Source organism: Parasedimentitalea nitratireducens (genome assembly GCF_057444295.1).
This window is the reverse complement of sequence record NZ_JBYAXC010000004.1, coordinates 133,051-155,288: the sequence shown is the minus strand read 5'-3', so window position 1 is coordinate 155,288 and position 22,238 is coordinate 133,051. Positions and strand designations below refer to the sequence as shown.

General features: G+C 56.0%; 26 protein-coding genes. 16 read left to right on the top strand and 10 right to left on the bottom strand.

Features of this window, described 5'->3' with window-relative positions; translation table 11 throughout:
* Positions 1-43 precede the first annotated feature (43 nt).
* From thrS to AC2T28_RS14380, 5 genes are all read left to right on the top strand, one after another.
* The gene (gene thrS / locus AC2T28_RS14400) at positions 44-1,990 is read left to right on the top strand and encodes a threonine--tRNA ligase (RefSeq protein ID WP_486748784.1); all 1,947 of its coding nucleotides are present in this window, start codon (positions 44-46) and stop codon (positions 1,988-1,990) included.
* A gap of 223 nt (positions 1,991-2,213) precedes the next feature.
* Positions 2,214-2,519: a BufA1 family periplasmic bufferin-type metallophore gene (locus tag AC2T28_RS14395; RefSeq protein ID WP_486748785.1), complete on the top strand. Its 306-nt coding sequence runs from the start codon at positions 2,214-2,216 to the stop codon at positions 2,517-2,519.
* An 80-nt stretch (positions 2,520-2,599) separates the two neighbouring features.
* The gene (bufB, locus tag AC2T28_RS14390; protein WP_486748966.1) at positions 2,600-3,457 is read left to right on the top strand and encodes an MNIO family bufferin maturase; all 858 of its coding nucleotides are present in this window, start codon (positions 2,600-2,602) and stop codon (positions 3,455-3,457) included.
* Entirely contained in the window at positions 3,454-4,203 is a 750-nt protein-coding gene (locus tag AC2T28_RS14385; protein ID WP_486748786.1) for an HvfC/BufC family peptide modification chaperone, read from the top strand. Before bufB ends, AC2T28_RS14385 begins: the two co-directional genes overlap by 4 nt.
* Before the next feature lie 4 nt (positions 4,204-4,207).
* Positions 4,208-4,744, top strand: a complete 537-nt coding sequence (locus AC2T28_RS14380) for a DoxX family protein (RefSeq protein ID WP_486748787.1) — start codon at positions 4,208-4,210, stop codon at positions 4,742-4,744.
* Between the two features lie 188 nt (positions 4,745-4,932).
* Here AC2T28_RS14380 and AC2T28_RS14375 read toward each other — a convergent pair whose 3' ends face one another.
* Positions 4,933-5,301, bottom strand: coding sequence for a hypothetical protein (locus AC2T28_RS14375; protein WP_486748788.1), 369 nt, complete (start codon positions 5,299-5,301; stop codon positions 4,933-4,935).
* Between the two features lie 42 nt (positions 5,302-5,343).
* Positions 5,344-5,661, bottom strand: a complete 318-nt coding sequence (locus AC2T28_RS14370; protein ID WP_486748789.1) for an ArsC/Spx/MgsR family protein — start codon at positions 5,659-5,661, stop codon at positions 5,344-5,346.
* Positions 5,662-5,880: 219 nt separating this feature from the next.
* On the opposite strand from AC2T28_RS14370, the gene AC2T28_RS14365 reads away from it, so the two are divergent.
* The gene (locus AC2T28_RS14365) at positions 5,881-6,087 is read left to right on the top strand and encodes a cold-shock protein (protein ID WP_486748790.1); all 207 of its coding nucleotides are present in this window, start codon (positions 5,881-5,883) and stop codon (positions 6,085-6,087) included.
* A 74-nt stretch (positions 6,088-6,161) separates the two neighbouring features.
* On the opposite strand, the gene AC2T28_RS14360 is transcribed toward AC2T28_RS14365, so the two are convergent.
* Together AC2T28_RS14360 and AC2T28_RS14355 are read right to left on the bottom strand one after the other, a co-directional pair.
* On the bottom strand, positions 6,162-6,644 hold the full coding sequence (locus AC2T28_RS14360; protein ID WP_486748791.1) for a dihydrofolate reductase: 483 nt from the start codon (positions 6,642-6,644) through the stop codon (positions 6,162-6,164).
* 3 nt (positions 6,645-6,647) lie between these two features.
* Entirely contained in the window at positions 6,648-7,481 is an 834-nt protein-coding gene (locus AC2T28_RS14355; protein WP_486748967.1) for a thymidylate synthase, read from the bottom strand.
* Positions 7,482-7,664: 183 nt separating this feature from the next.
* Between AC2T28_RS14355 and AC2T28_RS14350 the strand changes: the two genes are divergently transcribed.
* On the top strand, positions 7,665-8,093 hold the full coding sequence (locus AC2T28_RS14350; protein WP_486748792.1) for a VOC family protein: 429 nt from the start codon (positions 7,665-7,667) through the stop codon (positions 8,091-8,093).
* Between the two features lie 252 nt (positions 8,094-8,345).
* On the opposite strand, the gene AC2T28_RS14345 is transcribed toward AC2T28_RS14350, so the two are convergent.
* The 3 genes from AC2T28_RS14345 to AC2T28_RS14335 form a co-directional block, all read right to left on the bottom strand.
* Positions 8,346-8,843 (bottom strand): MarR family winged helix-turn-helix transcriptional regulator, encoded by a 498-nt coding sequence (locus AC2T28_RS14345; RefSeq protein ID WP_486748793.1) that lies wholly within the window; start codon positions 8,841-8,843, stop codon positions 8,346-8,348.
* Positions 8,844-8,917: 74 nt separating this feature from the next.
* The gene (locus AC2T28_RS14340; RefSeq protein WP_486748794.1) at positions 8,918-9,175 is read right to left on the bottom strand and encodes a succinate dehydrogenase assembly factor 2; all 258 of its coding nucleotides are present in this window, start codon (positions 9,173-9,175) and stop codon (positions 8,918-8,920) included.
* On the bottom strand, positions 9,172-9,573 hold the full coding sequence (locus tag AC2T28_RS14335; RefSeq protein ID WP_486748795.1) for a helix-turn-helix domain-containing protein: 402 nt from the start codon (positions 9,571-9,573) through the stop codon (positions 9,172-9,174). The genes AC2T28_RS14340 and AC2T28_RS14335 overlap by 4 nt, the downstream gene beginning before the upstream one ends.
* A 94-nt stretch (positions 9,574-9,667) precedes the next feature.
* On the opposite strand from AC2T28_RS14335, the gene AC2T28_RS14330 reads away from it, so the two are divergent.
* The 5 genes from AC2T28_RS14330 to AC2T28_RS14310 all read left to right on the top strand — a co-directional run bounded on the left by AC2T28_RS14330 (position 9,668) and on the right by AC2T28_RS14310 (position 13,466).
* On the top strand, positions 9,668-10,870 hold the full coding sequence (locus AC2T28_RS14330) for a pyridoxal phosphate-dependent aminotransferase (protein ID WP_486748968.1): 1,203 nt from the start codon (positions 9,668-9,670) through the stop codon (positions 10,868-10,870).
* A gap of 2 nt (positions 10,871-10,872) precedes the next feature.
* Positions 10,873-11,253 (top strand): VOC family protein, encoded by a 381-nt coding sequence (locus AC2T28_RS14325; RefSeq protein WP_486748796.1) that lies wholly within the window; start codon positions 10,873-10,875, stop codon positions 11,251-11,253.
* Positions 11,250-11,657, top strand: coding sequence for a hypothetical protein (locus AC2T28_RS14320; protein ID WP_486748797.1), 408 nt, complete (start codon positions 11,250-11,252; stop codon positions 11,655-11,657). Before AC2T28_RS14325 ends, AC2T28_RS14320 begins: the two co-directional genes overlap by 4 nt.
* Positions 11,658-11,837: 180 nt before the next feature.
* A complete protein-coding gene (locus AC2T28_RS14315; RefSeq protein ID WP_486748798.1) occupies positions 11,838-12,230 on the top strand; it encodes a c-type cytochrome in 393 nt (130 codons plus the stop codon).
* 54 nt (positions 12,231-12,284) lie between these two features.
* Entirely contained in the window at positions 12,285-13,466 is a 1,182-nt protein-coding gene (locus tag AC2T28_RS14310) for an adenylate/guanylate cyclase domain-containing protein (RefSeq protein WP_486748799.1), read from the top strand.
* A gap of 7 nt (positions 13,467-13,473) precedes the next feature.
* Here the strand turns inward: AC2T28_RS14310 and AC2T28_RS14305 are convergent, their stop codons facing one another.
* Positions 13,474-14,853: an MATE family efflux transporter gene (locus tag AC2T28_RS14305; protein ID WP_486748800.1), complete on the bottom strand. Its 1,380-nt coding sequence runs from the start codon at positions 14,851-14,853 to the stop codon at positions 13,474-13,476.
* A 103-nt stretch (positions 14,854-14,956) separates the two neighbouring features.
* On the opposite strand from AC2T28_RS14305, the gene AC2T28_RS14300 reads away from it, so the two are divergent.
* Genes AC2T28_RS14300 through AC2T28_RS14290 form a run of 3 tightly spaced genes read left to right on the top strand, consistent with a single transcriptional unit; the run spans position 14,957 to position 17,129 of the window.
* On the top strand, positions 14,957-15,616 hold the full coding sequence (locus AC2T28_RS14300) for a TIGR02453 family protein (protein WP_486748801.1): 660 nt from the start codon (positions 14,957-14,959) through the stop codon (positions 15,614-15,616).
* Positions 15,613-16,500, top strand: a complete 888-nt coding sequence (locus tag AC2T28_RS14295; RefSeq protein WP_486748802.1) for an alpha/beta fold hydrolase — start codon at positions 15,613-15,615, stop codon at positions 16,498-16,500. Before AC2T28_RS14300 ends, AC2T28_RS14295 begins: the two co-directional genes overlap by 4 nt.
* Complete coding sequence (locus tag AC2T28_RS14290) at positions 16,497-17,129, top strand: glutathione S-transferase family protein (protein WP_486748803.1); 633 nt, start codon at positions 16,497-16,499, stop codon at positions 17,127-17,129. The genes AC2T28_RS14295 and AC2T28_RS14290 overlap by 4 nt, the downstream gene beginning before the upstream one ends.
* 45 nt (positions 17,130-17,174) lie before the next feature.
* Here the strand turns inward: AC2T28_RS14290 and AC2T28_RS14285 are convergent, their stop codons facing one another.
* Positions 17,175-18,614 carry a pyridoxal phosphate-dependent decarboxylase family protein gene (locus AC2T28_RS14285; protein ID WP_486748804.1) on the bottom strand — a complete coding sequence of 480 codons (1,440 nt, stop codon included), beginning with the start codon at positions 18,612-18,614 and terminating at the stop codon, positions 17,175-17,177.
* A 214-nt stretch (positions 18,615-18,828) separates the two neighbouring features.
* Between AC2T28_RS14285 and parE the strand changes: the two genes are divergently transcribed.
* Positions 18,829-20,787 (top strand): DNA topoisomerase IV subunit B, encoded by a 1,959-nt coding sequence (gene parE / locus AC2T28_RS14280; RefSeq protein ID WP_486748805.1) that lies wholly within the window; start codon positions 18,829-18,831, stop codon positions 20,785-20,787.
* Here the strand turns inward: parE and AC2T28_RS14275 are convergent.
* Positions 20,784-21,926 (bottom strand): hypothetical protein, encoded by a 1,143-nt coding sequence (locus AC2T28_RS14275; RefSeq protein ID WP_486748806.1) that lies wholly within the window; start codon positions 21,924-21,926, stop codon positions 20,784-20,786. The genes parE and AC2T28_RS14275 overlap by 4 nt on opposite strands.
* Positions 21,927-22,238: the final 312 nt, after the last annotated feature.

Here is a 22,238-nt window from a genome sequence, read left to right as displayed (position 1 = left end):
CCGGGCGTTCAGTGGGCGCCAAACTGACGAGGAGTGCCGATACATGGCCCAAGTCTCTCTCACCTTTCCCGATGGTAATGCACGATCTTACGATGCAGGCGTAACCGCCGCCGAGGTCGCCGCAAGCATTTCCAAATCGCTGGCAAAGAAATCCATCTCAGCGACCTACAATGATCAGCATTGGGATCTGCAATGGCCGATCACAGCTGACGGCACCATCGCCCTGCACACCCTCAAGGACGAGGAACAGGCCAACGAACTGATTCGCCACGATCTCGCACACATAATGGCCCGCGCCGTTCAGGAAATCTGGCCTGACACCAAGGTCACCATCGGCCCCGTCATCGACAACGGCTGGTATTATGACTTTGATCGCGCCGAGCCGTTCACCCCAGAAGATCTGGGTGTGATCGAAAAGAAGATGAAGGAAATCATCAACAAGCGCGAGCCCGTGACCACCGAGGTCTGGGAGCGTGAAAAGGCGATCCAGCATTACACCGACAACAACGAGCCCTATAAGGTTGAGCTGATCGACAGCATCCCCGGCGATGAACCGCTGCGTATGTACTGGCATGGTGACTGGCAGGATCTGTGCCGAGGCCCGCACCTGCAGCACACAGGTCAAGTACCAGGCGACAGCTTCAAGCTGATGTCCATCGCGGGTGCCTATTGGCGCGGCGACAGCGACCGCGCCATGTTGCAGCGGATTTACGGCGTGGCCTTCACCGGCAAGGAAAAGCTCAAGGCTCACCTGCACATGCTGGAAGAAGCCGCCAAGCGCGACCACCGCAAGCTTGGCAAAGAGATGAACCTGTTCCACATGCAGGAAGAGGCCCCCGGTCAGATCTTCTGGCACCCCAACGGCTGGACCATCTACACCCTGCTCCAAGACTACATGCGCCGCAAACAGCGCGCCGATGGCTATGTCGAGGTGAATACCCCACAGGTAGTAGATCGCAAACTTTGGGAAGCATCCGGTCACTGGGATAAATACCAAGAGCACATGTTCATCGTCGAAGTGGACGAGGAGCATGCACGCGAAAAGTCGATCAACGCGCTGAAGCCCATGAACTGCCCCTGCCACGTACAGGTTTATAATCAAGGCCTGAAATCATACCGGGATCTGCCCCTGCGCATGGCCGAATTTGGCTCGTGCAACCGCTATGAACCATCTGGCGCGCTGCACGGCATCATGCGGGTGCGTGGTTTCACTCAGGATGACGCCCACATCTTCTGCACAGAAGATCAGATTGAAGCAGAATGTGCCAAGTTCATCGACTTCCTGTCCTCGGTCTATAAGGATCTCGGCTTTGAAAAGTTCGAGATCATGTTTGCCACCCGTCCTGAAAAACGGGTTGGCACCGAGGAAAGCTGGGATCACGTCGAGAACGCGCTGGAAAACGCGATCAAGAAGACTGGCCACGCCTATACGCTGGACGAAGGTGAAGGCGCGTTCTACGGACCAAAGCTGGACTTCAAACTGACCGACGCCATTGGCCGTGTCTGGCAGTGTGGCACCTTCCAAGTCGACCCCAACCTGCCTGAACGTCTGGACGCCAACTATATCGGTGAAGACGGATCCAAGCACCGTCCCTACATGCTGCACCGCGCCTGTCTGGGCTCGTTTGAGCGTTTCATTGGCATCCTGATCGAAAGCCACGCTGGCAAATTGCCGTTCTGGCTGGCACCGCGTCAGGTCGTGGTTGCCTCGATCATCTCGGATGCTGACGACTACGTGCACGAAGTTGTTGCGGCGTTGAAAGCTGTTGGCGTCCGTGCCGAGGCCGACATCCGTAACGAGAAGATCAACTATAAGGTCCGCGAGCACTCGGTTGGCAAGGTGCCGGTTATCCTCGCCATTGGCGCACGCGAAGTCGAAGAGCGCACCGTTTCGATCCGTCGTCTGGGTCAAAAGCAAAGCAGCGTAGACAGCCTCGAAAATGTTACAAAGCTTCTTGCGCTGGAAGCTACAGCCCCTGATCTTCTGTAACATTTGCAGAAATCCAGACCTTTTTCCGGCCCCCAACGTGGGGCCGGTTTTATTTAAAAACACTCAAACCCTTAAAAATAAACCATTTCTGATCATCAGCTATGTCACACAATCTGACGCGGACGTGACACACAAGCTCGTGTATTCAAACTGATCAAACCCTCGGCTAGGTTTTTCTTGTCACATCAAACCGACCCGAATGAACAACACAAAGGACTTCCCAATGTCGAATACTGCTAAATCTCTGGTCGTCGCAAGCGCCGTTGCCGCCGCTGTTTCTGCTGCTGCCACAACACCAGTTGCCGCTCAGTCCAAAGAGAAATGCTATGGCGTCTCGCTAGCCGGTCAAAACGACTGTGCCGCAGGCCCCGGCACCACCTGCGCCGGCACCTCTGTCACCGATTACCAAGGCAACGCGTGGACATTGGTCGATGCGGGCACCTGCGAAGGCATGGATCTGCCAAAAATGGCAGACGGCACCGATCGCAAAGGCTCTCTGGAAGCTCTGGATCGCGATCTGCCAGCCTAAACTGTTTTCTGCGGGGGATGAGTTTTTTTCCCCGCAACCTCTGCCACGCCCACTCAGCCACAGACCACACGAAAGCCGACATGCTGGACAGCCCCCTCTCCCAGAGCGAACTCCCCGCTGCGGCAGGTGTGGGTTATAAGCCGCAGCATTTTGCGCAGATCATCCAAGATCCCGGTGTGATCGGCTGGCTGGAAATCCATGCCGAGAATTACATGGGGGATGGTGGACGACCCCTGGCGCAACTGCGCCGTCTGTCCGAGCAGTTTCCAATTTCGGTTCATGGCGTCGGCCTTAGTATCGGTGGTGAAGCTGTACTGGACCCTGATCATCTGGCCCGGCTCAAACACCTGGTTGATTGGCTGAACCCAGCCAGTTTCTCCGAACATTTAGCCTGGTCGACCCACGACAGTCATTTCTACAATGACCTGCTGCCCCTGCCCTATACCGACGCAACCTTGACCCGGGTGTGCGATCACATCGACCAATTGCAAGAAACCATCCGCCGCCGCATCCTGCTGGAAAACCCGTCCAGCTATCTGGCTTTTGGAGAAAGCACCTGGTCCGAGCCTGAGTTTCTAGCCGAAATCACCCGCCGCACCGGCTGTGGGTTGTTGCTGGACGTCAACAATGTCTTTGTCTCGGCCACCAATCTCGACTTTTCGCCGCAAGGCTATATCGATGCCTTCCCGCTGGATCAGGTGGGTGAAATCCACCTTGGCGGCCACGACCATGATCACGATGACCACGGCGCGCCGCTACTGATCGATAGCCATGGGCGCGAGGTAGCCGATCCGGTCTGGGCGCTGCTGGACCATACGCTGGATCGGTCAGGCCCCAAGCCTGTGCTGATCGAATGGGACAACGATGTCCCCGAATGGCCAATTCTAGCAGCTGAGGCCACCCGCGCTGATACAGCCCTGCAAAAGATCCCCGCATGAGCCAGACCACATTCACCCGCGCCATGATGGACGCTGCGCAACCCGTGCCCGATGGCCTGTTTGATGGCCACAGCCGCCCAGCTGGTCGCCGGTTCGACGTCTACCGCAACAACATCTCGGTCTCGCTGACTGAGGCCATGCACAGCGCCTTTCCGGTGATTGCCAAGCTGCTGGGCAAAGAGAACATGGACGGACTATCCGGCCTCTACCTGAGCGCCCATCCGCCATCCTCGCCACTGATGATGTTCTACGGCGAACATTTCCCCGCGTTTCTGGCCGATATGGAGCAGCTCAGCCACCTAGGCTACCTACCCGATGTCGCCCGGCTAGAGCTCGCCCTGCGCCGTTCTTACCACGCGGCAGATGCCGCGCCGATTACCCCGGACAAGCTGGCGCAAATCGCTCCTGAAGCCCTGATGCAGACACAGGTTAAACTGGTCCCTTCTGTTCAGCTGATCCCATCCCCCTGGCCAATCTTCGACATCTGGCGGTTCAACACACAAGAAGGTGCTCCAAAACCCCAAGCCGTGGCACAGGACGTATTGATCACCCGACCTGAGTTCGACCCCACCCCACATCCGCTGCCACCCGGAGGCGCTGACTGGATATCAGCCCAGATGCAGGGCAAAACCATCGGCCAAGCCCATGAGACCACGCTGGCAACAACACCCGAGTTTGACCTTGGGGCGACCCTTTCACTGCTGCTGCAAGGCGGTGCCATTAGCAATCTAAGTTCGAAAGGATAAGGCGATGCATGCGCTTATCTACACATACAATTCAATCGCTGGCAGGCTCGACAGGATGTCAGGCTTGCTGGTCCCCACCCTGGCCAGATTGGTCTTTGCCGCGGTTTTGCTGTTCTACTACTGGAATTCGGCCGGGCTAAAGATTGACGGATCAATCTTTTCCCCCTCAGCAGGCGCCTTTGGACAAATCTTTCCCAAGGCAGCCGAAGCGGTTCTGTATGATGTTACCCAGCTCAACATCCTTCAACGTTTGGTGATCTTTGCCGGAACCCTAGCCGAATATGTTCTCCCCGCTTTGATCATCCTGGGCCTGTTCACCCGTCTGGCCGCCCTTGGCACCATCGGTTTTATCTGGGTTCAAACTATTGTCGATGTCATGGGCCATGGGGTCAAACTTGGCAGTCTGTTCGACACCAGCATCGGCCTTGTCGACCAGCGCCTAATGTGGAGCTTCCTGCTTGTGGTCCTGGTCTTCAAAGGCGCCGGAGCCATTTCATTAGATGCCATTATACGACGTGGCATCGGTGCGACGGTGGACTAATAAACTGTGCTGTATTAAGTATCAGGGCGCCTTCTGGCGCCCTTTTTTATGTGTCTTCAGGTGCCAACCACGCAAGTGAGGGTATGCCATTGAGTACTGCGAAGGGTTTCGGTTCATCAAACAAGGCAGCCAAATCAGCTGCCAAGTTTTGCGTATGCCAGAAAGCCGCCGGTTGGTTCCCAGCATTCCTAGAAATGCGCTTTGGGCTCGTCCGGTTTACCAGCCGCAATCGCCAGCACGCCTGCCAGCCCGGCAAAGCAGATTGGAAACAGCGTAAAGACGTTAAAGCCAAAGCCCACATACATCCCGGCCGCGGACCCAAGCAGTAAGATACCGCCCCACAAGGCGCGCGCGTTCGCCATTGCCCCGCCCGCGATGGCCAGCATTGGTGACAGCACAGCTAGAACCCGCAGCTGGTTCACGTTCTGGACCTGCTCGGCAATCCCCTCGATCTCACCAAACTGCTCGACCGCAGTTGAATAGCCATATCCAAAAAAGCCAACAATCATGCCAAACAAGCCGGCGATAATCCCCAGCACCAAGGCTGCATTCCGCATCAGACGTCTCCGTGTAAGTCCCTACTCCAGATAAGGAAGCAATCAGCAAACGCCAAGGGCAGCTTGGGTCTCTTTTGTCCAGCCCAGGTACAGCTCACCGTCACACTCGATCAATGGGCGCTTCATCAGCGCCGGATGAGCTTGTAATAACTCCAACGGCGGCGTTGATCGTTCTCCCTCTGGTAGATTTCGCCAAGTTGTAGAGCGTGTATTTAGCAAACTGTCGCCAAATTGCCCCAGTGCTTGCTCTAACACGGCTTTGGGCACGCCATCGCCCCGAACATCCACCAGTTCAGCTTTATCAATCAACTTCAAAGCCTTACGGCAGGTGTCACAGTTTTTCAGGCCATATAATTTCAACACTTTTTCCTTTTAGATACATCTAGAAGCACAATTTTTAGTTGAGTCGCTTGTTTTACTTGATTTTTTTTGCAGCCATGCAAAAGTTGGTGTCGGTTCAATGGTTGCCCGAAAACGGGTTTGGTTGCTTAGGCGCGAAACAATTCTCAGGCAGCTTGCGAATTGAGACCACTTTGAAATTACTCAAAGTGAAGTGCAAGGTAGAAGGAGACACGGGGCATGCCAAGCGGTACCGTGAAGTGGTTTAATACAACTAAAGGCTTTGGGTTCATTGAGCCCGATGAGGGCGGCAAAGACGTGTTTGTACACATCTCGGCTGTAGAACGATCAGGAATGACTGGGCTGAGCGACAATCAAAAAGTCGGCTACGAGCTCCAAGAAGGACGAGACGGACGCCAAATGGCGGGCGAACTAACCTCCCTGTAATAAACTCTACTGCGCCTAGATCCGCTCCGGGCGCAGTACAACCTATGCTCGGGCGACTGTATTACTCTGATTTTTCAGTCTACACGGCGAAGATGTTCAACCATCACACATGCAGGCGCTTCAGACCTTAGCTCTGTCCTGTTGACGATTTTCCAATCCGTCTCGTCAAACTCTGGGAAGAACGTATCGGCGTCTTCGACAGCCAGATCAATCTCAGTGATCAGCAAACGATCCGCCACTTTCAACATATCGCGGTAGATGCCAAAACCGCCAATCCCATAGATCCTCTGGTAGCCCTGCGCTTTTGCTTCATTGATCGCGGCGTCTAGCGACGGGCAAACGATATCCGCCGCTTTAGGGTTCGACGACACCACCAAATTCAAACGGTTTTTCAACGGCTTTACCGGTAGGCTGTCCCAAGTATTGCGCCCCATGATCAGCGCCCCACCCAAAGTTTCGCGCTGAAACGCCTTCAAATCCTCGGGCGCATGCCAGGGAATAGTGTTTCCCTTGCCAATAGCTCCGTTCCGGTCTCGGCCAACAATCAATGTAATCATAGTTTAAACCGCCACTGGTGCGCGAATGATAGGGTCTGGATCGTAGTCCAGAACCTCAAAATCATCGAATTTGAAATCAAAGATCGAGCTGACCTGCCGTTTGATCTGCACCTTTGGCAAAGGTTTTGGGGTGCGAGACAATTGCAACTGCACCTGATCCAAATGGTTGCTATAAATATGGGCGTCGCCCAGAGTATGCACAAAATCCCCGGCCTCGTGGCCAGTGACATGCGCCAACATCAGCAGCAGCAGTGAATAGGACGCGATGTTGAACGGCACGCCCAGGAACATATCGGCCGAGCGCTGATACAGTTGCAGGTGCATCTTGCCGTTCAGCACCCGCACCTGCCACAGGCTGTGACACGGCGGCAGCGCCATATCCGGCACATCCGCTGGGTTCCATGCGGTCACAATCAGCCGACGGCTATCCGGAGACTTGCGAATATTTTCAACCAGTTCCGAAATCTGATCTACGCTGCCAGCGCGATACAGCGGCTCATCCCCAGTGGTGCCCTCAACCAGCTCTAGCTTGGGGAATTGGCGCCACTGGTAGCCATAGACCGGCCCCAGATCACCGTTTTCATCCGCCCATTCGTCCCAGATCCGCACCCCATTATCCTTGAGATAGCCGATATTGGTATCGCCCGACAGGAACCACAACAGTTCATGGATGATCGATTTCAGATGCAGTTTCTTGGTCGTGATCAATGGAAACCCATCCGCCAGTGAATACCGTGTTTGCATACCAAAACTAGACAGTGTTCCGGTGCCGGTGCGATCACCCGACGGCTCGCCCTCGTCCAAAATTTGTCTCAAGGCATCATGGTATTGCTTCACGGTGCGGCCCTCCAGCATGCATTCCTTGCCTTGGTCATAACGTCTGCACTCGCCGCCGCCAAGCTACAAGCTGTCACATCTCGCCAATCTCACATTGCGTCAAAATTCGCCCAGGGCCTGCATTGCCTCTGGCGTGTTTCACCCGCTGCAGTAAGCTCGCGCAAAAACCAAATGGAGACCGTAATGCCACTCACCTATCTGCACACTATGATTCGCGTCAAAGACCTGGAAAAATCCATTGCGTTCTTTGAACTGCTCGGGCTCAAAGAAACCCGCCGCCACGACAGCGAGGGGGGCCGTTTTTCACTGATCTTCATGGCTGCGCCAGGACAAGAGGAATGCCCGATCGAGCTGACCTATAACTGGGATGGGGACGAAGGACTGCCCAGCGACGGCCGTCATTTTGGCCACTTGGCTTACGGAGTTGATGATATTTATGCGACCTGTGCGCATCTTCAGGCCAATGGCGTGAAGATCAATCGCCCGCCCCGCGACGGTCACATGGCCTTTGTCCGCTCGCCCGACAATATTTCGATAGAGCTACTACAAAACGGCGAACGCCTTGCCCCGGCAGAACCTTGGGCAAGCATGGAAAACTCTGGTCACTGGTAAGGTTCCAACACCAGAAGTCAGTGTGGTGCGTCTCTTTGAGCAGTCAAAGAGATGCACCACCACCTGAATATCTGGGAACTGTTAAGCCATGTCTCGGTTACTTCTGCAACCGTATCCACCTGCGTGTCCGTCTCGTTCTGAGAGGCAAGCCTGTGGTGCTTGGCCCGGGCCAGTAAAGCCCGCTTTGTTTTAGTCACCGGTTGCTTAAAGCATCGGTTACTCCAATGGGAACTACGGCCCCCAACGGAGTGTTTAGTAAATGTAGCGAATCTGATCGCTCCAGTAACGCTCAACACGCTTCAGCGAGTTGGTGATATCTTCGATCCCGTCCAGACCGATCACACCCTTGCCTTCCAGGCCTTCCGCATGACGCGAGAACAGCGAGGTTACGATGTCACGCACTTCACGGCCGCTCTGGGTCAGACGGACACGCACCGAACGGCGGTCAATCTCACAGCGCTGATGGTGCATAAAGCCCATCTCAACAAGCTTCTTCAGATTGTAGCTGACGTTGCTACCCTGATAGTAGCCGCGGCTTTTCAATTCGCCCGCAGTTACTTCGTTGTCACCGATGTTGAACAGCAACAGCGCCTGAACAGCGTTGATTTCCAACACGCCGACACGCTCGAACTCGTCCTTGATTACATCCAACAGCAACCGGTGCAGGCGTTCGACCAGCGCCAGTGCTTCGAGATAACCAGTCATGAACCCTTTTTGGTCCTGCTGGCCAATTGGCATTTCCATACTCATTCGTTTCTCCGACTCGAATAACTGAGACAGAGTTTGACGAAAATTTCCGAAGAATCAGTTAAGTCGTTTTAGTGTTATTTTTGAAAAGTTTGCGATATCTCGTTCACCAATATTTTTAAGGGCTCTGGCGCCATTGCCTGCCCAGTGACCCATTGATACAGGTCCTGATCATTCTCTTCCAGCAACTGATCATAGAGGTCCAACTGGGCCGAATCCATGCTAGCAAGATTGGTCTGAGCATAGGCTGACAGGATGATATCCATCTCTTTGATTCCCCGTCGCATCGAACGCATCTGCATCCGTTTCAGACGGTGTTCATAGGTCTCGCTCACACCTCTACTCCGCGTTCCAGCACCAGCCGCAGTTTCTTTTCCAATCGTGCCGTGCGATCCATATTGGCCTTCATCTCGGCGCGGACTTCCCGCAACTCGCTCAGGATCTCGGTAAAGTCTCCGGAAACCATAAGGTCGTCCACGGGCTGGCTCATGCCTTCACCTTCGCCGGTAATCAACCAGGTCATCGAGACATTCAGCACTCCGGACAACATCGATAGTTTGTTGGCGCGCGGCTCAGACAGATCCTGTTCCCAGCCCAACAACGTGGCCTTTTTGATCCCCAACCGGCGTGCCAGATGTGCCTGCGTCATCCCGGCAACCTCACGTGCCCCGGCCACCCGATCGCCAAAGGTTGCGGCATCGGGGCCGTACCAATCATAGTCCATATCGCTCATGTCTGATCTCCTGTGCCAGGGCGACCGTAAACGCTTGATCGACCATTGGCCGCACCCTATGACAGTCCGGCGCAACATTCAAATCGAGGCCCCAATGCCGTTCTTGTCCAAAACCCTTTCTCGCGTCAAACCATCACCAACCATTGCTATGACCGCCAAAGCAGCTGAGCTGAAAGCCGCCGGTCGCAATGTGATTGGTCTCAGCGCGGGCGAGCCTGACTTTGACACCCCTCAGAATATCAAGGACGCGGCAGTTGCAGCCATCGCAGCGGGCAAAACGAAATACACCGCCCCCGATGGTATCCCCGAGCTCAAGAAAGCCATCTGCGCCAAGATGAGCCGCGACAACGGGTTGGACTATACCCCAGCCCAAATCTCGGTTGGCACCGGCGGCAAGCAAACCTTGTACAACGCCCTGATGGCCACCCTGAACGAAAGTGACGAGGTGATCATCCCCGCCCCCTATTGGGTCAGCTATCCCGATATGGTGCTACTGGCTGGTGGTACCCCGGTTGCGGTTGAGGCCACGCTGGAAAACAACTTCAAACTGACCGCCGAACAGCTAGAGGCCGCAATCACGCCAAACACCAAGTGGTTCATCTTCAACTCGCCCTCAAACCCAACTGGCGCGGGCTACAGCCGGGACGAGCTTAAGGCGCTGACCGATGTGCTGATGCGCCACCCCCATGTCTGGGTGATGAGCGACGACATGTATGAACACTTGGCCTATGACGGCTTTGAGTTCTGCACACCAGCCCAGATCGAGCCTGGCCTGTATGAGCGCACCCTGACCTGTAATGGCGTCTCCAAAGCCTATGCCATGACCGGTTGGCGCATCGGTTACGCCGCTGGCCCGGTGGAACTGATCGCCGCCATGCGCAAAGTTCAGTCTCAGTCGACCTCGAACCCCTGCACCATCAGCCAATGGGCTGCGGTCGAGGCGCTGAACGGCACCCAAGAGTTCCTGCCCCCGAATAACGAAAAGTTCGTGCGCCGCCGTGATCTGGTGATCAAGATGCTGTCCAAAATCGACGGCATGACAGTCCCAACACCCGAAGGCGCCTTTTACGTTTACCCCTCGATCGCTGGGCTGATCGGCAAAACCACCCCCAAAGGCACCGTGATCGAAAATGACGAGGCCTTTGCCAACGCCCTGCTGGACGAGGCAGATGTGGCTGTAGTCTTTGGCGCAGCCTTTGGTCTTTCGCCAAACTTCCGGGTCAGCTACGCTACCTCGGACGAGGCTTTGACCGAAGCCTGCACGCGCATCCAGCGCTTCTGTGCGGAGTTGACATAAGTATGACGGAACAGGGAAAGATCACGGCCAACCTGCCGAGCCGAGATTTCGACAAGACCGAGACGTTCTACCACGATCTTGGCTTTGCCACGGTTTACCGCGGTGATGGCTGGATGATCCTGTCACGTGACAGCATGATAATCGAGTTCTTTCCCCATCCCGATCTGAACCCAGAGGAAAGCTATTTCTCAGCCAGCATGCGCCTTCCGGACATTGATATCCTGCATGGTGAATGGACGGCCCTCAACCTGCCCAGCGAACAGGGTAATGTCCCGCGCATGACCACACCGTTTGAGCTGGGTGGAGATGCACCACGCATGTTTGCGCTTGTGGATCCAGATGGTAGCCTATGGCGAGTCATGGAAGGCACACAGAACACATGAGCGCTGAATTACCCGATTACTATTTTCGCGTGCGCGACAACGGGGCCTTTGTGTACCGCGTCGACACCGAAAACCGTCAGCGCCGCATCGAAATGGATCAGATTGCCGTTGTGAACATTCGCAACGGCGAGATCAAACCCCACGGCGGCCGCACCCTATCGGATCAAGATCTAACCGAGATCAAGACCTGGATGGCCGACCGCATGGCCCTGCTAGCCGCACGCGACATCGACGACATCCACCGCGCCGTGGACTACCTCAACACCACCGCCCACTGGGTCCAGTCCAAGGCCAGCCCGGAACAGCTGGAGATGGTCACCGATGACCTGCTGCTGGCCATGCACGATCTACGCACGGTGCTAGTGCGCAAAAAAGCGGATCGGCTGATGAAGGGCAACGGCTAGCGGTAGTTGCGCGCCTACTCCCCCTCACTTTCAAGATCAATTCCTCAGAACCGCTTGGCAAATCAACAGGCTGACGGAACCTAACCAAGGAACCGGCTTAAAACCCTGACTTGCATCAAGGACGCACTATCTCCTCCCTGTTAGTCTTTACGTGTGTTCTAGTTGGTTCGGAGATTTTCCATGCGTCTGGTTTTTGCAACTTTGCTGTCCATTTCTGCGTCCGTCTGCTCGGCCCAAGATGCCGAAACAGGCGCAAATCTGTTCCAACATTTCTGTGCTGGCTGCCACGGACAAGACGCCAAAGGAAGCGGCCCCATGGCCCCGGTTCTGTTGGTTCCCCCCGCTGACCTCACCACACTGTCCCAGCGCCATGGCGGTGAGTTTCCGCTGGAACGGGTCGCCTCGCGCATTGATGGCCGCGACCCGCTGGTGAGCCACGGAAGCGACATGCCGGTGTTTGGCTGGTTGTTCGAGGATGACGTGGTGGCAATGAAACTGCCCACAGGCCAACCCATGCTAACCAACCGTCCCGTGGGAGACCTGATCGTCTGGATGCAATCCATACAGCAATAACAGCGCCCACGCGTAGCCTTTGAAATCAACCACAACCTGAGCTAGCCTTGCAGAATGACCACATCTGTCTCCTCTGCATTCCGAACTTGGCAACCCGACCAAATCATTCAATGGCTTTTGTCCAAGGGCCGTATGTTGCGGGATTTGGATACCGTGGTTCAGCAGCTGGGTGAGCAGCTTCATAACGCCGGTGCGCCCCTCTGGCGGTTGCGTCTCTCCATGCGCACTCTGCATCCTTTGACCACAGCTATCTCTTCGATCTGGGAGCGCGACAGCGGCCTGGCTGAAACCATTTCTTCGCCGCATGGGCTGGAACGCAGCGCTGCTTATGTTGGCAGCCCGATGGCCTATATCTCGCAAAACCGGCGCTCCTATCGCAAATCCCTGATCACCCTACTCGGTTCTGAGGACCACGGTGTCCTGCACGAATTGAAAGAACGTGGTGCCACTGACTACTTTGGCCTGCCTGCCGAATTTTCCGATGGCCGCGCCCTTATTCTGGTCTTTGTCTCCAAACATCCTTCAGGGTTTTCCAACCAGGATATCGACGGCTTCACCAAAATTGCAGCCGTGCTGGCCCCCATCGCCGAAGTGATCAGCCTGCGCACGATCGCCGGTGCCGTGACCGAGGCCTATTTAGGCAAACGCACAGGCCGCCGGGTGTTGGACGGGCAAATCACACGAGGTGACATCGAGATGATCGAGGCCGCCATTCTGGTCAGTGACATCCGCGACTGGACCGGCATTAACGCCCGCCATGGCGCAACCGAGGCTCTACGACTGGCCAACCGATACTACGAGGTCATCGACCAAAGCGTCACCGAACAGGGCGGCGAGATTCTGAAACTGCTCGGCGATGGTGTTCTGGCGGTATTCGCCGTTGAAGACAGTGCCCAGGCAACATCCGTCTGCCACAGTGCCCTGACAGCCGCACAGGATGCATTCTATCAGGCCAATCAAATCAAACCACCGCTCGAGGTCGATTTTGGCATCGGCCTGCATTTTGGCCAGGTTTTATACGGCAACATTGGCTCTCAAACCCGGATTGACTTCACCGTGATGGGTCAAGCCGTCAACACCGCCGCCCGGATCGAGGGCCAGTGCAAAGCGTTGAAGCAGCCCCTGCTCTACAGTCAGGATTTTGGCGACCTACTCGGCATGCCATCACAACTTGTTTCAACACAGATTTTGGCGGGACAGAGTGACGCCACCAACCTGCTGGCGCCATTGCTCTAGAATGCAGTTAAGGTTTAGTGCCCACCTTGTTGATCACCCCAAACCAGAATCTCCACGTCAGCAGCACCGCGGCGAACCCCAATCCCAAGACCAACCCAGCCCAGACTCCAACGCCACCATAGCCGAGCACGAACCCTAGAACATATGACGATGAGATCCCAACTACCCAATAGCTGAACATGCCAATGATCATAGGCATCGTGGTATCCTGCACGCCGCGCAACAGGCCCAGCGCGATGGCCTGCACCCCGTCCACCAGTTGGAACAGCGCCGCCATGGCCATCAGCACAACCCCAACCGCCAGGATTTCGGGTTTCTGCGGTTCATCGCCCGCCATAAACAGTGACATCAAAGTCTCGGGCATGGTCACAAACAATATCGTGGCAACCACCGACATCACCAGCGACAACACTGTCACTACCTTACCGCCACGCGCCATATGATCCCGGTCACCACGTCCATAGGCGTTGCCTGCCCGGATCGTTGCGGCATTGCTCAACCCCAAATGTACCATGAACGTCAACCCCGCAAGCGACACGGCAATACCATGGGCCGCCAGTGCCACAGCTCCCAGCCAACCCATCATCGTCGCCGAGGCGGCAAACAGGCTCACCTCGCTTAAGGTGGTCAATCCAATGGGAATGCCAAGCCGGAACACTTCGCGCAGCATCTCCCAGTCAGGACGCCAAAAGTTTTTCAGGATCTCGTGCTCGGGCAGAACTTTCAGCGCATAGATGATGATCGCCACAAACGACACTACCTGAGTGCTGAACGAGGCAATCGCCGCCCCCCGCACACCCAGCTCTGGCGCGCCCCAGTTGCCAAAGATCAGCACATAATTGACCAGCGCATTCATCACTGCTGCACCCAACGTCACCCACAACACAATCTGTGTCCGTTCCAATGCCGCCAAATAGGATTTCAACACCATCACCAACAGCGCAGGGAAAATACCCCAACCTGCCACCTGCAGGTAACTTGCTGCCATCTCAGCAATCTTGGGCTCCTGCCCCAGTAAATCCAAAATGGGGCGGGCATAGACCAAGGCTGGCAGGGCAATCACGCCATAGGCCAGTGACAGCCACAGCCCCATGCGGGTACAGCGTCGAATCTGGCGATCCTCGCCCGCGCCAGCAGCGGCTGCCACCATCGGCATCACCGCAAAACCAAAGCCCGCGCCAAACAGGAACAATACAAAGAAATAAGTCGAGGCAATCGTCACCGCTGCAAGCGCATCAACACCGTACCAGCCCAGCATGGCTGTATCGGTCAACCCAATGGCAAATTGCGCCACGTGACCTCCAATCAACGGCAGGCCTAGGGTGGCAATGGCACGGACATGACCGGAATGGGTCATCGGCGAATATGAGGGGGACTTACTATTCATAACCAAGCCTTAGCAGAGCTATCATCCGGGGCAAGACAAACTATCCCTCTTGGGCTGAGACCAACCTGTGCTAGGCTGCACATATTACCCGTTGGAGCCATTGATGACCGATCCCTTTGCTGAGCTTATCCCTGAAGCCCGCGCCTTTCTTGCAGAGCTGGCTGCCAACAACACGCGTGACTGGTTTACCGACCACAAAACGCGCTACGACGCTCAGCTCAAGTCTCCGGCGCAACTGTTTTTGGATCAGGTCGCAGCAGATCTGACAAAATCCTCTGGCCAACGGGTCACTACAAAACTGTTCCGCCCCCACCGCGATGTGCGGTTCTCCAAGGACAAAACACCCTATCACACCCACCTGCATATGCTTTGGCAGCTCGAGGCAGAGGTTAAAACCGGGTTCTTTCTTGGCATCTCTCCGACCTACTGCCGGGTTGGCGGCGGTCTTATGGGGTTTGACAAAAACCAGCTGTTACAGTGGCGCGACGCCGTCAGCGGCAGTGAGGGTCAAACGGCAGCTACTGTCCTGGATAAATTGGGCCAAGAGTCGTTCACCCCAGAAGAGCCCGAGCTAAAACGCGTCCCCTCCCCATATGCCAAGGACAACCCACAAGCCCCGCTGCTGCGACGCAAGTCCCTGTCAGTTTGGACTGACCTGCCAGCCCCCCAGTGGGCGCAGCCCCTGACTACCGTCAACAACGCCTTTGCCCAGCTACTCCCACTGCACGCTTTGCTGTCCGACATCTTAGCGGGCAACCCATGACAGATGAGTTTGTTTCCTTACAAGGGCAGCCGTTCTATCTCAGACGCTGGGGCGACCGCGCGCTGCCACCATTGCTGATGCTACATGGCTTCCCCGAATACAGCGGTGCATGGGAGGATCTGGCAACGCATCTGTCCCACCATTTTCACTGCATTGCCCCCGACCAACGCGGCTATGGCCAAAGCTGGTGCCCGGACGGGGTTGAGCACTATTCATCCACCACCCTTATTGGCGATATGGCCGCACTGATCCAGCAGCTGGATCACCCCGTTACAGTTCTGGGTCATGACTGGGGCGCGGCTATTGCCTATGGTCTGGCGATCTCACATCCCAACCTGGTCAAGCGGTTGGTCATCGCCAACGGCGTTCATCCGATCCCCTTCCAACGCGCGCTTGCAGCGGGGGGCGCTCAGTCTGCCGCCTCGCAATATATCAACTGGCTGCGCCAGCCCAGCAGCGACGCAAAACTGGCCGAGAATGACTTTGGGAAATTGATCTCAATGTTCTCAGAAAAACCGGCGACCACCTGGTTCGACACCGATACACAGGCCGCTTACAAATCTGAATGGTCTCGCCCCGGTCGCCTGACCGCCATGCTCAACTGGTACCGCGCCTCGCAAATACAGGTGGCCCGTCCCGGTCAACCCATTGATGTTCCAGACCTACCTATTGAGAACTTCATGGTGCTGCAGCCCCATCTTCTGATCTGGGGCGAACAGGACACCGCTTTGTTGCCCGAGGCCACGCATGATCTGGAACATCTTGCGCCAAACCTGACCCGTGCAAATCTCCCCAAAGCCTCCCACTGGCTCTGCCACGAATATCCCGCCGAGATCGCCCATATTATCGTAGACTGGTCAGCAACGCAGGACCACGTCGCATGATCACTGTCCACCACCTCAACCGATCCCGCTCCCACCGGATCCTGTGGCTATTCGAAGAGTTGGAACTGGATTATCAGGTGATCCACTACGAACGCGATCCCCGCACCCATCTGGCACCGCCCGAGCTACGCAAAATCCATCCTCTGGGCAAATCCCCAGTTGTCGAAATGGACGGCCATACCATCGCTGAATCCGGTGCTATTGTTGAACTGATCTGCACCCGATTTGCGCCGCAGATGATCCCGCTGCGTCCAATGCCCGAGTTCATCCACCACACCCAGCTGATGCATTTTGCCGAAGGATCGGCGATGGCGCCCATACTGCTGAACCTTTATGTCGGCAGTCTCGGCGAAGCTGGTGCACCACTACACCCCCGCATCCAGCAACAGCTCGACGCCCATTTCTCTTACATGAACGACCAACTGCGCCCGTCGGGACATTTTGTGCTGGATCAACTTTCTGCCGTCGACATCCTGCTCAGCTTCCCAGCCGAAATTGCCATCGGCCTGGGTGGCGCACAAAAATATCCAGCCCTCACCCGTTTTGTGTCTGCCATCCAAGCCCGCCCCGCCTACCAACGCGCCTATGTGCGAGGCGGCGAATTGGCCCCGCCTGCTTCATCTGGCTAAAAATTTCCTGGGGGTCTGGGGGCAAAGCCCCCAGATGTAGCGCGTTCAACCGCCAAGTTCTGTGGCCAAGCGCATCACCGCCTCAATTGCCGCCTTCACATCGCTGTCGCGGCTGCGATGATTGGTAATCGCAGCCCGCAGCACCACCACTCCATTCACCCGCGTGGTGGACAACACCGCCTCGCCGCTTGCCTGCAGCCGTTGCGCGATCTCCGAATTCAACACCGACTGCGCCTCGCTCGATAAATCCTCTCGGGCTGTAAAGACACAAACATTGGACACCACCGGCGCAACCAGCCGCATCTTAGGCTGTGCCTTCACCTCCCGGGCCATCAGCGCCGCCAAGCGGCAGTTATCAGAGATCGCTGCCCCCAGCGCCGCCTCGCCATACATCTCCAACGCGGTCCAAACTTTCAGCGCCCGATTGCCCCGCGATAAGTCGATGCCATAGTCACAGAACCAAGGATCGCCGCCGGCCAGCCCACTTTCAGCCGCCTCCAGATAGCTGGGCCGCGCCGCAAAGGCTGCCCGGTGCGCGGCTTCATCCGCGATCAGCACCAGCCCGCAGTCATAGCCCACATACATCCACTTGTGGAAATCCAGCGCAATACTGTCAGCCCGGCCAATGCCATCGCTCAGGCCTCGCCAAGGTGCCTCGGCAATCCGCGTCCAGGCGCCAAATGCCCCGTCCACATGCAGCCACAGATCCTCATCCGCCGCCACATCCGCCAACCCGTTCAGGTCATCATAGGTGCCCAGATCAACCGAGCCAGCCATGCCCACCAATAAAAACGGCTTTGCTCCCGCAGCCCGGTCGAGCACGATTTGCTGCCGCAGTGCCGCCAGATCCATTTGGCCGTCAACCAAAGGCACCAGCCGCAGGTTCTCAAACCCGACCCCCATCAGCTCCAAAGCCTTGCGGCTGGCATTGTGAATACCTTCGCCAGCATAAGCCGTTAACCGCGCCGTCCCTTGCCCGGACTTGCGCACATCAGGCAGCACCCGCACCCGCGCCGCCTGAAAGGCTATCACTGTCGCCTGTGAGGTCCCGGCCACCAGCACCCCACTGCTGCCCTCGGGCATCCCCATCTTTTGGCGCGTCCAGTCAATCACCGCGCGTTCCATGTAATTGGCCCCATGATCACGCCCGCCAGTGTTGGCGTTGATCACTGCCCCCGCCATGCCCGCAATCAGATCCGATGCCAGCCCCGTGCCCTGCACCCAGCCCCAGAACCGCGGGTGAATATTGCCTCCGTGATAGGGCAGCACCTCCTTGGTGATCCGCTCAACCAAAGCCCCGGCATCGCTGCCCTCTGCTTGCACCGCATAGCCCGCCTTCACATCCTCCGGCACCTCTTGCCAGGGGCGCTCAGCCACCTGTTGCAACTGATCTATCGAGGCCTCCAGCATCTGCCGTGCCTCAGCCCTGAAATCGTCCCAGTTTAGAGGGTCCAATGTGTCCTTGCTCAAATCGCTCTGTGTCACACCATTCTTCCTTCTGCTGGGTCTGCTACCGATGATCATCGCTGCCGCCGCCACATGTACAGCCAAATTTCACATCCGATAGGACCAAAGCCCAATCCATCCAACTCTGCCCCCTTCTCCCCACTTATCCACAACACCTAGTCTGCCCCTTCCCCCGAACAGCGACACCTGCCATACTGCCCGCAACCACCACGACCAATGAGCAGCTCCCCACATGGCCAACGATCTCCTCTCCCCTTCCGAAACGGAAACCTATGATGCGTCCTCGATCGAGGTCCTGGAGGGACTGGAACCCGTTCGCCAAAGACCGGGCATGTATATCGGCGGCACCGATGAGCGCGCGTTGCACCACCTGGTGGCAGAAATCCTCGACAACTCGATGGACGAAGCGGTGGCCGGCCATGCCAACCGCATCGAAGTCATCCTAAACGCGGACTACTCAGTCACCATCACCGACAACGGCCGTGGTATCCCAATCGACCCACACCCCAAGTTCCCGGACAAATCCGCGCTTGAGGTGATCCTGTGTACCCTTCACGCCGGTGGTAAATTCTCGGGCAAGGCGTACCAGACATCCGGTGGTCTGCACGGCGTGGGTTCGTCTGTGGTGAACGCTCTGTCTGATAGCCTGGTGGTGCAGGTGGCCAAGAACAAAGAGCTGTTCGAACAGCGGTTTTCACGCGGGATCCCACAGGGACCGGTGGAAAAAGTCGGCGCTGCCCCCAACAAACGCGGCACCTTTGTCACCTTCCACGCGGATGAGCAGATCTTTGGCCACCACCGCTTCAAGCCCAAGCGCCTGTTCACTCTGGTCCGTTCCAAGGCCTATCTCTACTCGGGCGTTGAAATCCGCTGGAAATCCGCCATCGACGACGGTGAAACCGCAACCGAGGCCACATTCCACTTCCCCGGCGGTCTCAAAGACTACCTGACCGAGGTGCTGGGAAAATCCTCGATCTATGCCGACGAGCCCTTTGCAGGCAAGGTCGAGTTCCGCGAGAAATTTGGCGAGGCGGGATACGTCGAATGGGCGATCAACTGGACCCCGTCGCGTGACGGTTTCACCCAGTCCTACTGTAACACCGTCCCCACGCCCGAGGGCGGCACCCATGTCACCGGCTTCTGGGCCGCGATCCTCAAGGGCATCAAGGCCTACGGCGAACTGGTCGGCAACAAGAAGGCCAGCCAGATCAACCGCGACGACCTGATGGCGGGCGGCTGTGCGCTGATTTCCTGTTTCATCGCTGACCCTGCATTCGTGGGCCAGACCAAGGACCGCCTGTCGACCGAGGCCGCCAACAAGATGGTGGAAAACTCAGTCCGCGACCACTTCGACAACTGGCTGGCCTCGGATACCAAATCCGCCGGCGCCATCCTTGATTTCCTGGTGCTGCGGGCCGAGGAACGCCTGCGTCGCCGCCAAGAAAAAGAGACCCAGCGTAAGTCAGCCACCAAGAAACTTCGCCTCCCCGGCAAGCTGACCGACTGTACCGCCAAAAACCGTGCTGGCACCGAACTGTTCATCGTCGAGGGGGACTCGGCGGGTGGCTCGGGCAAAGGTGCCCGCAACCGGAAAAATCAGGCGCTATTGCCACTGAAGGGTAAGATCCTCAACGTGCTGGGCGCGGCGTCATCCAAACTCGGCACCAACGCCGAAATTCGCGATCTGTGCGAGGCCTTGGGCGTCGGGCTGGGAACCAAGTTCAACCCCGACGATCTGCGCTATGACAAGATCATCATTATGACCGATGCGGATGTCGACGGTGCCCACATCGCCGCGCTGTTGATGACCTTCTTCTTTACCCAGATGCGCCCGCTGATCGACGGCGGTCATTTGTACCTGGCCTGCCCCCCGCTGTTCCGCCTGACCCAGGGCGCGCGCCGGGTTTATTGCCTGGACGAGGCTGAACGCGACGAATGGCTGGAAAAAGGCCTGGGCGGCAAGGGCAAGATCGATGTCTCCCGCTTCAAGGGTCTTGGTGAAATGGATGCCAAGGACTTGAAAGAGACCACCATGGATCCCACCACCCGCAAACTGATCCGCATCACCATTGACGAGGATGAACCCGGTGAGACCGGTGATTTGGTCGAGCAGCTGATGGGCAAAAAGCCCGAGCTGCGGTTCCAATATATTCAGGAGAACGCGCGGTTTGTGGAGGAGTTGGATGTTTAGAGGAAAAATTCGCTTTCGTATTCGCTGAACAAATCACTACAAGTTCCTTTTAGGAGTTTGACCCTATTCGGATCGGCGTTGGAAGATCTCAACTCCGGTCGTAAGTCCCCGTTAAGCAGTGGTGCTAAATTACGCTTTGCTTTTTCAGACTGATATGCACTCAGGCCGTAGCCAGTTGCGAAAACTTGCCGTCTGAAATTGTAATCAGCCCCCAAGTTTTGGTTAGCTCCTATGAGTTCCATATTTTGTTGAGCAAACCCAAAGCCCAAGAAAACTAGTGATTTTGAGCGCTTCACTGCTTCTTGTATTCTGAACTCCACCTCTGCATCACGGCTTTCCATGAAAGTACGAATACGATCCGCCTTCCTAAGGGCTTTTTCTAAGTTTTCTATACCACCAAAATCAACGTTTAGATCCGTCTCAACCTCCCACGGAAGATCGCCGATCTTACCATATGGATGGATAATATTCATTCTCGACAGCAGTTTTGCCGCTTCAGAGTGTCCAAGATCGTCAAAAGCACTAAACGCGTGAAAAAGAAAATGCTCTACACAACGATCGTAGTTGAAGATTATCAAATTGGTACGAGACAATCTTTCTTCCAACTCCCCTACCTCGATTTGACCGCGTAGGCACCGGAAAAATGGGACCAACCAAGTTTCTCTCAAAGCGGAAAAATTGAGGCTTCGTCTCCTTGAGCTTTCAGGACTATACAGCGGATTATTTCGAACTCCCCCAGCTTCATCACCTTGCCCCTTTGCAGCTAATTGATTGCGTTCATAATATAAAATTGAAGCAACAATAGCCCTCTTTCCAATTTTGATTAACCTTTCGTCATTCTGCTCCCTTAGGAAGTTATCAATGCTTTTTGACAACCACAGAGAACTCCCGATCTTAAAGAGATGATCATCTACAGGTTCGTCGTCATAAAACAGGCCGGCGTCCCGGTTTTGGATAGAAATCTCAGACGCATGGCGAAGTTCTCGAACTACTTCATCAAATTCACTAAATTCAAATATACCACTGTCGGCGTCCACACCAAGGCAAAGTTCGGAAATGACCGAAATCAATTGGTCACCAGTAGGCATCCCAAAATCCACACTAGCTCCGGCCCCAATAATAAAAGTTGTATTGTCCATGATCTGCTTTTTGTTGTTAGTACCCCTCCCTAAACAACTAAAAGGGCAGCCAGGAAAAGGCCAGTACGGGAACCATTTTTTTCAGATAAAAAACCCCTTTTGTTCACACTCAACATAAGGCCCACGCCTGACCTTGGGGAGGTGCGAATGCGCCTTCCCGGGGGGAAGGTCAGGCGCGGGCCGTGAGGCTATGCCTTACGTCCCCAAAGGAGAATGCCCGGAAAATCTGGAATTTTATTTACGCCGCCCGGTTTCTGGGGCTCCGCCCGTTCTCACTTCAAACAATCTCCCAGATTGTTTGCCGCTGCGCGG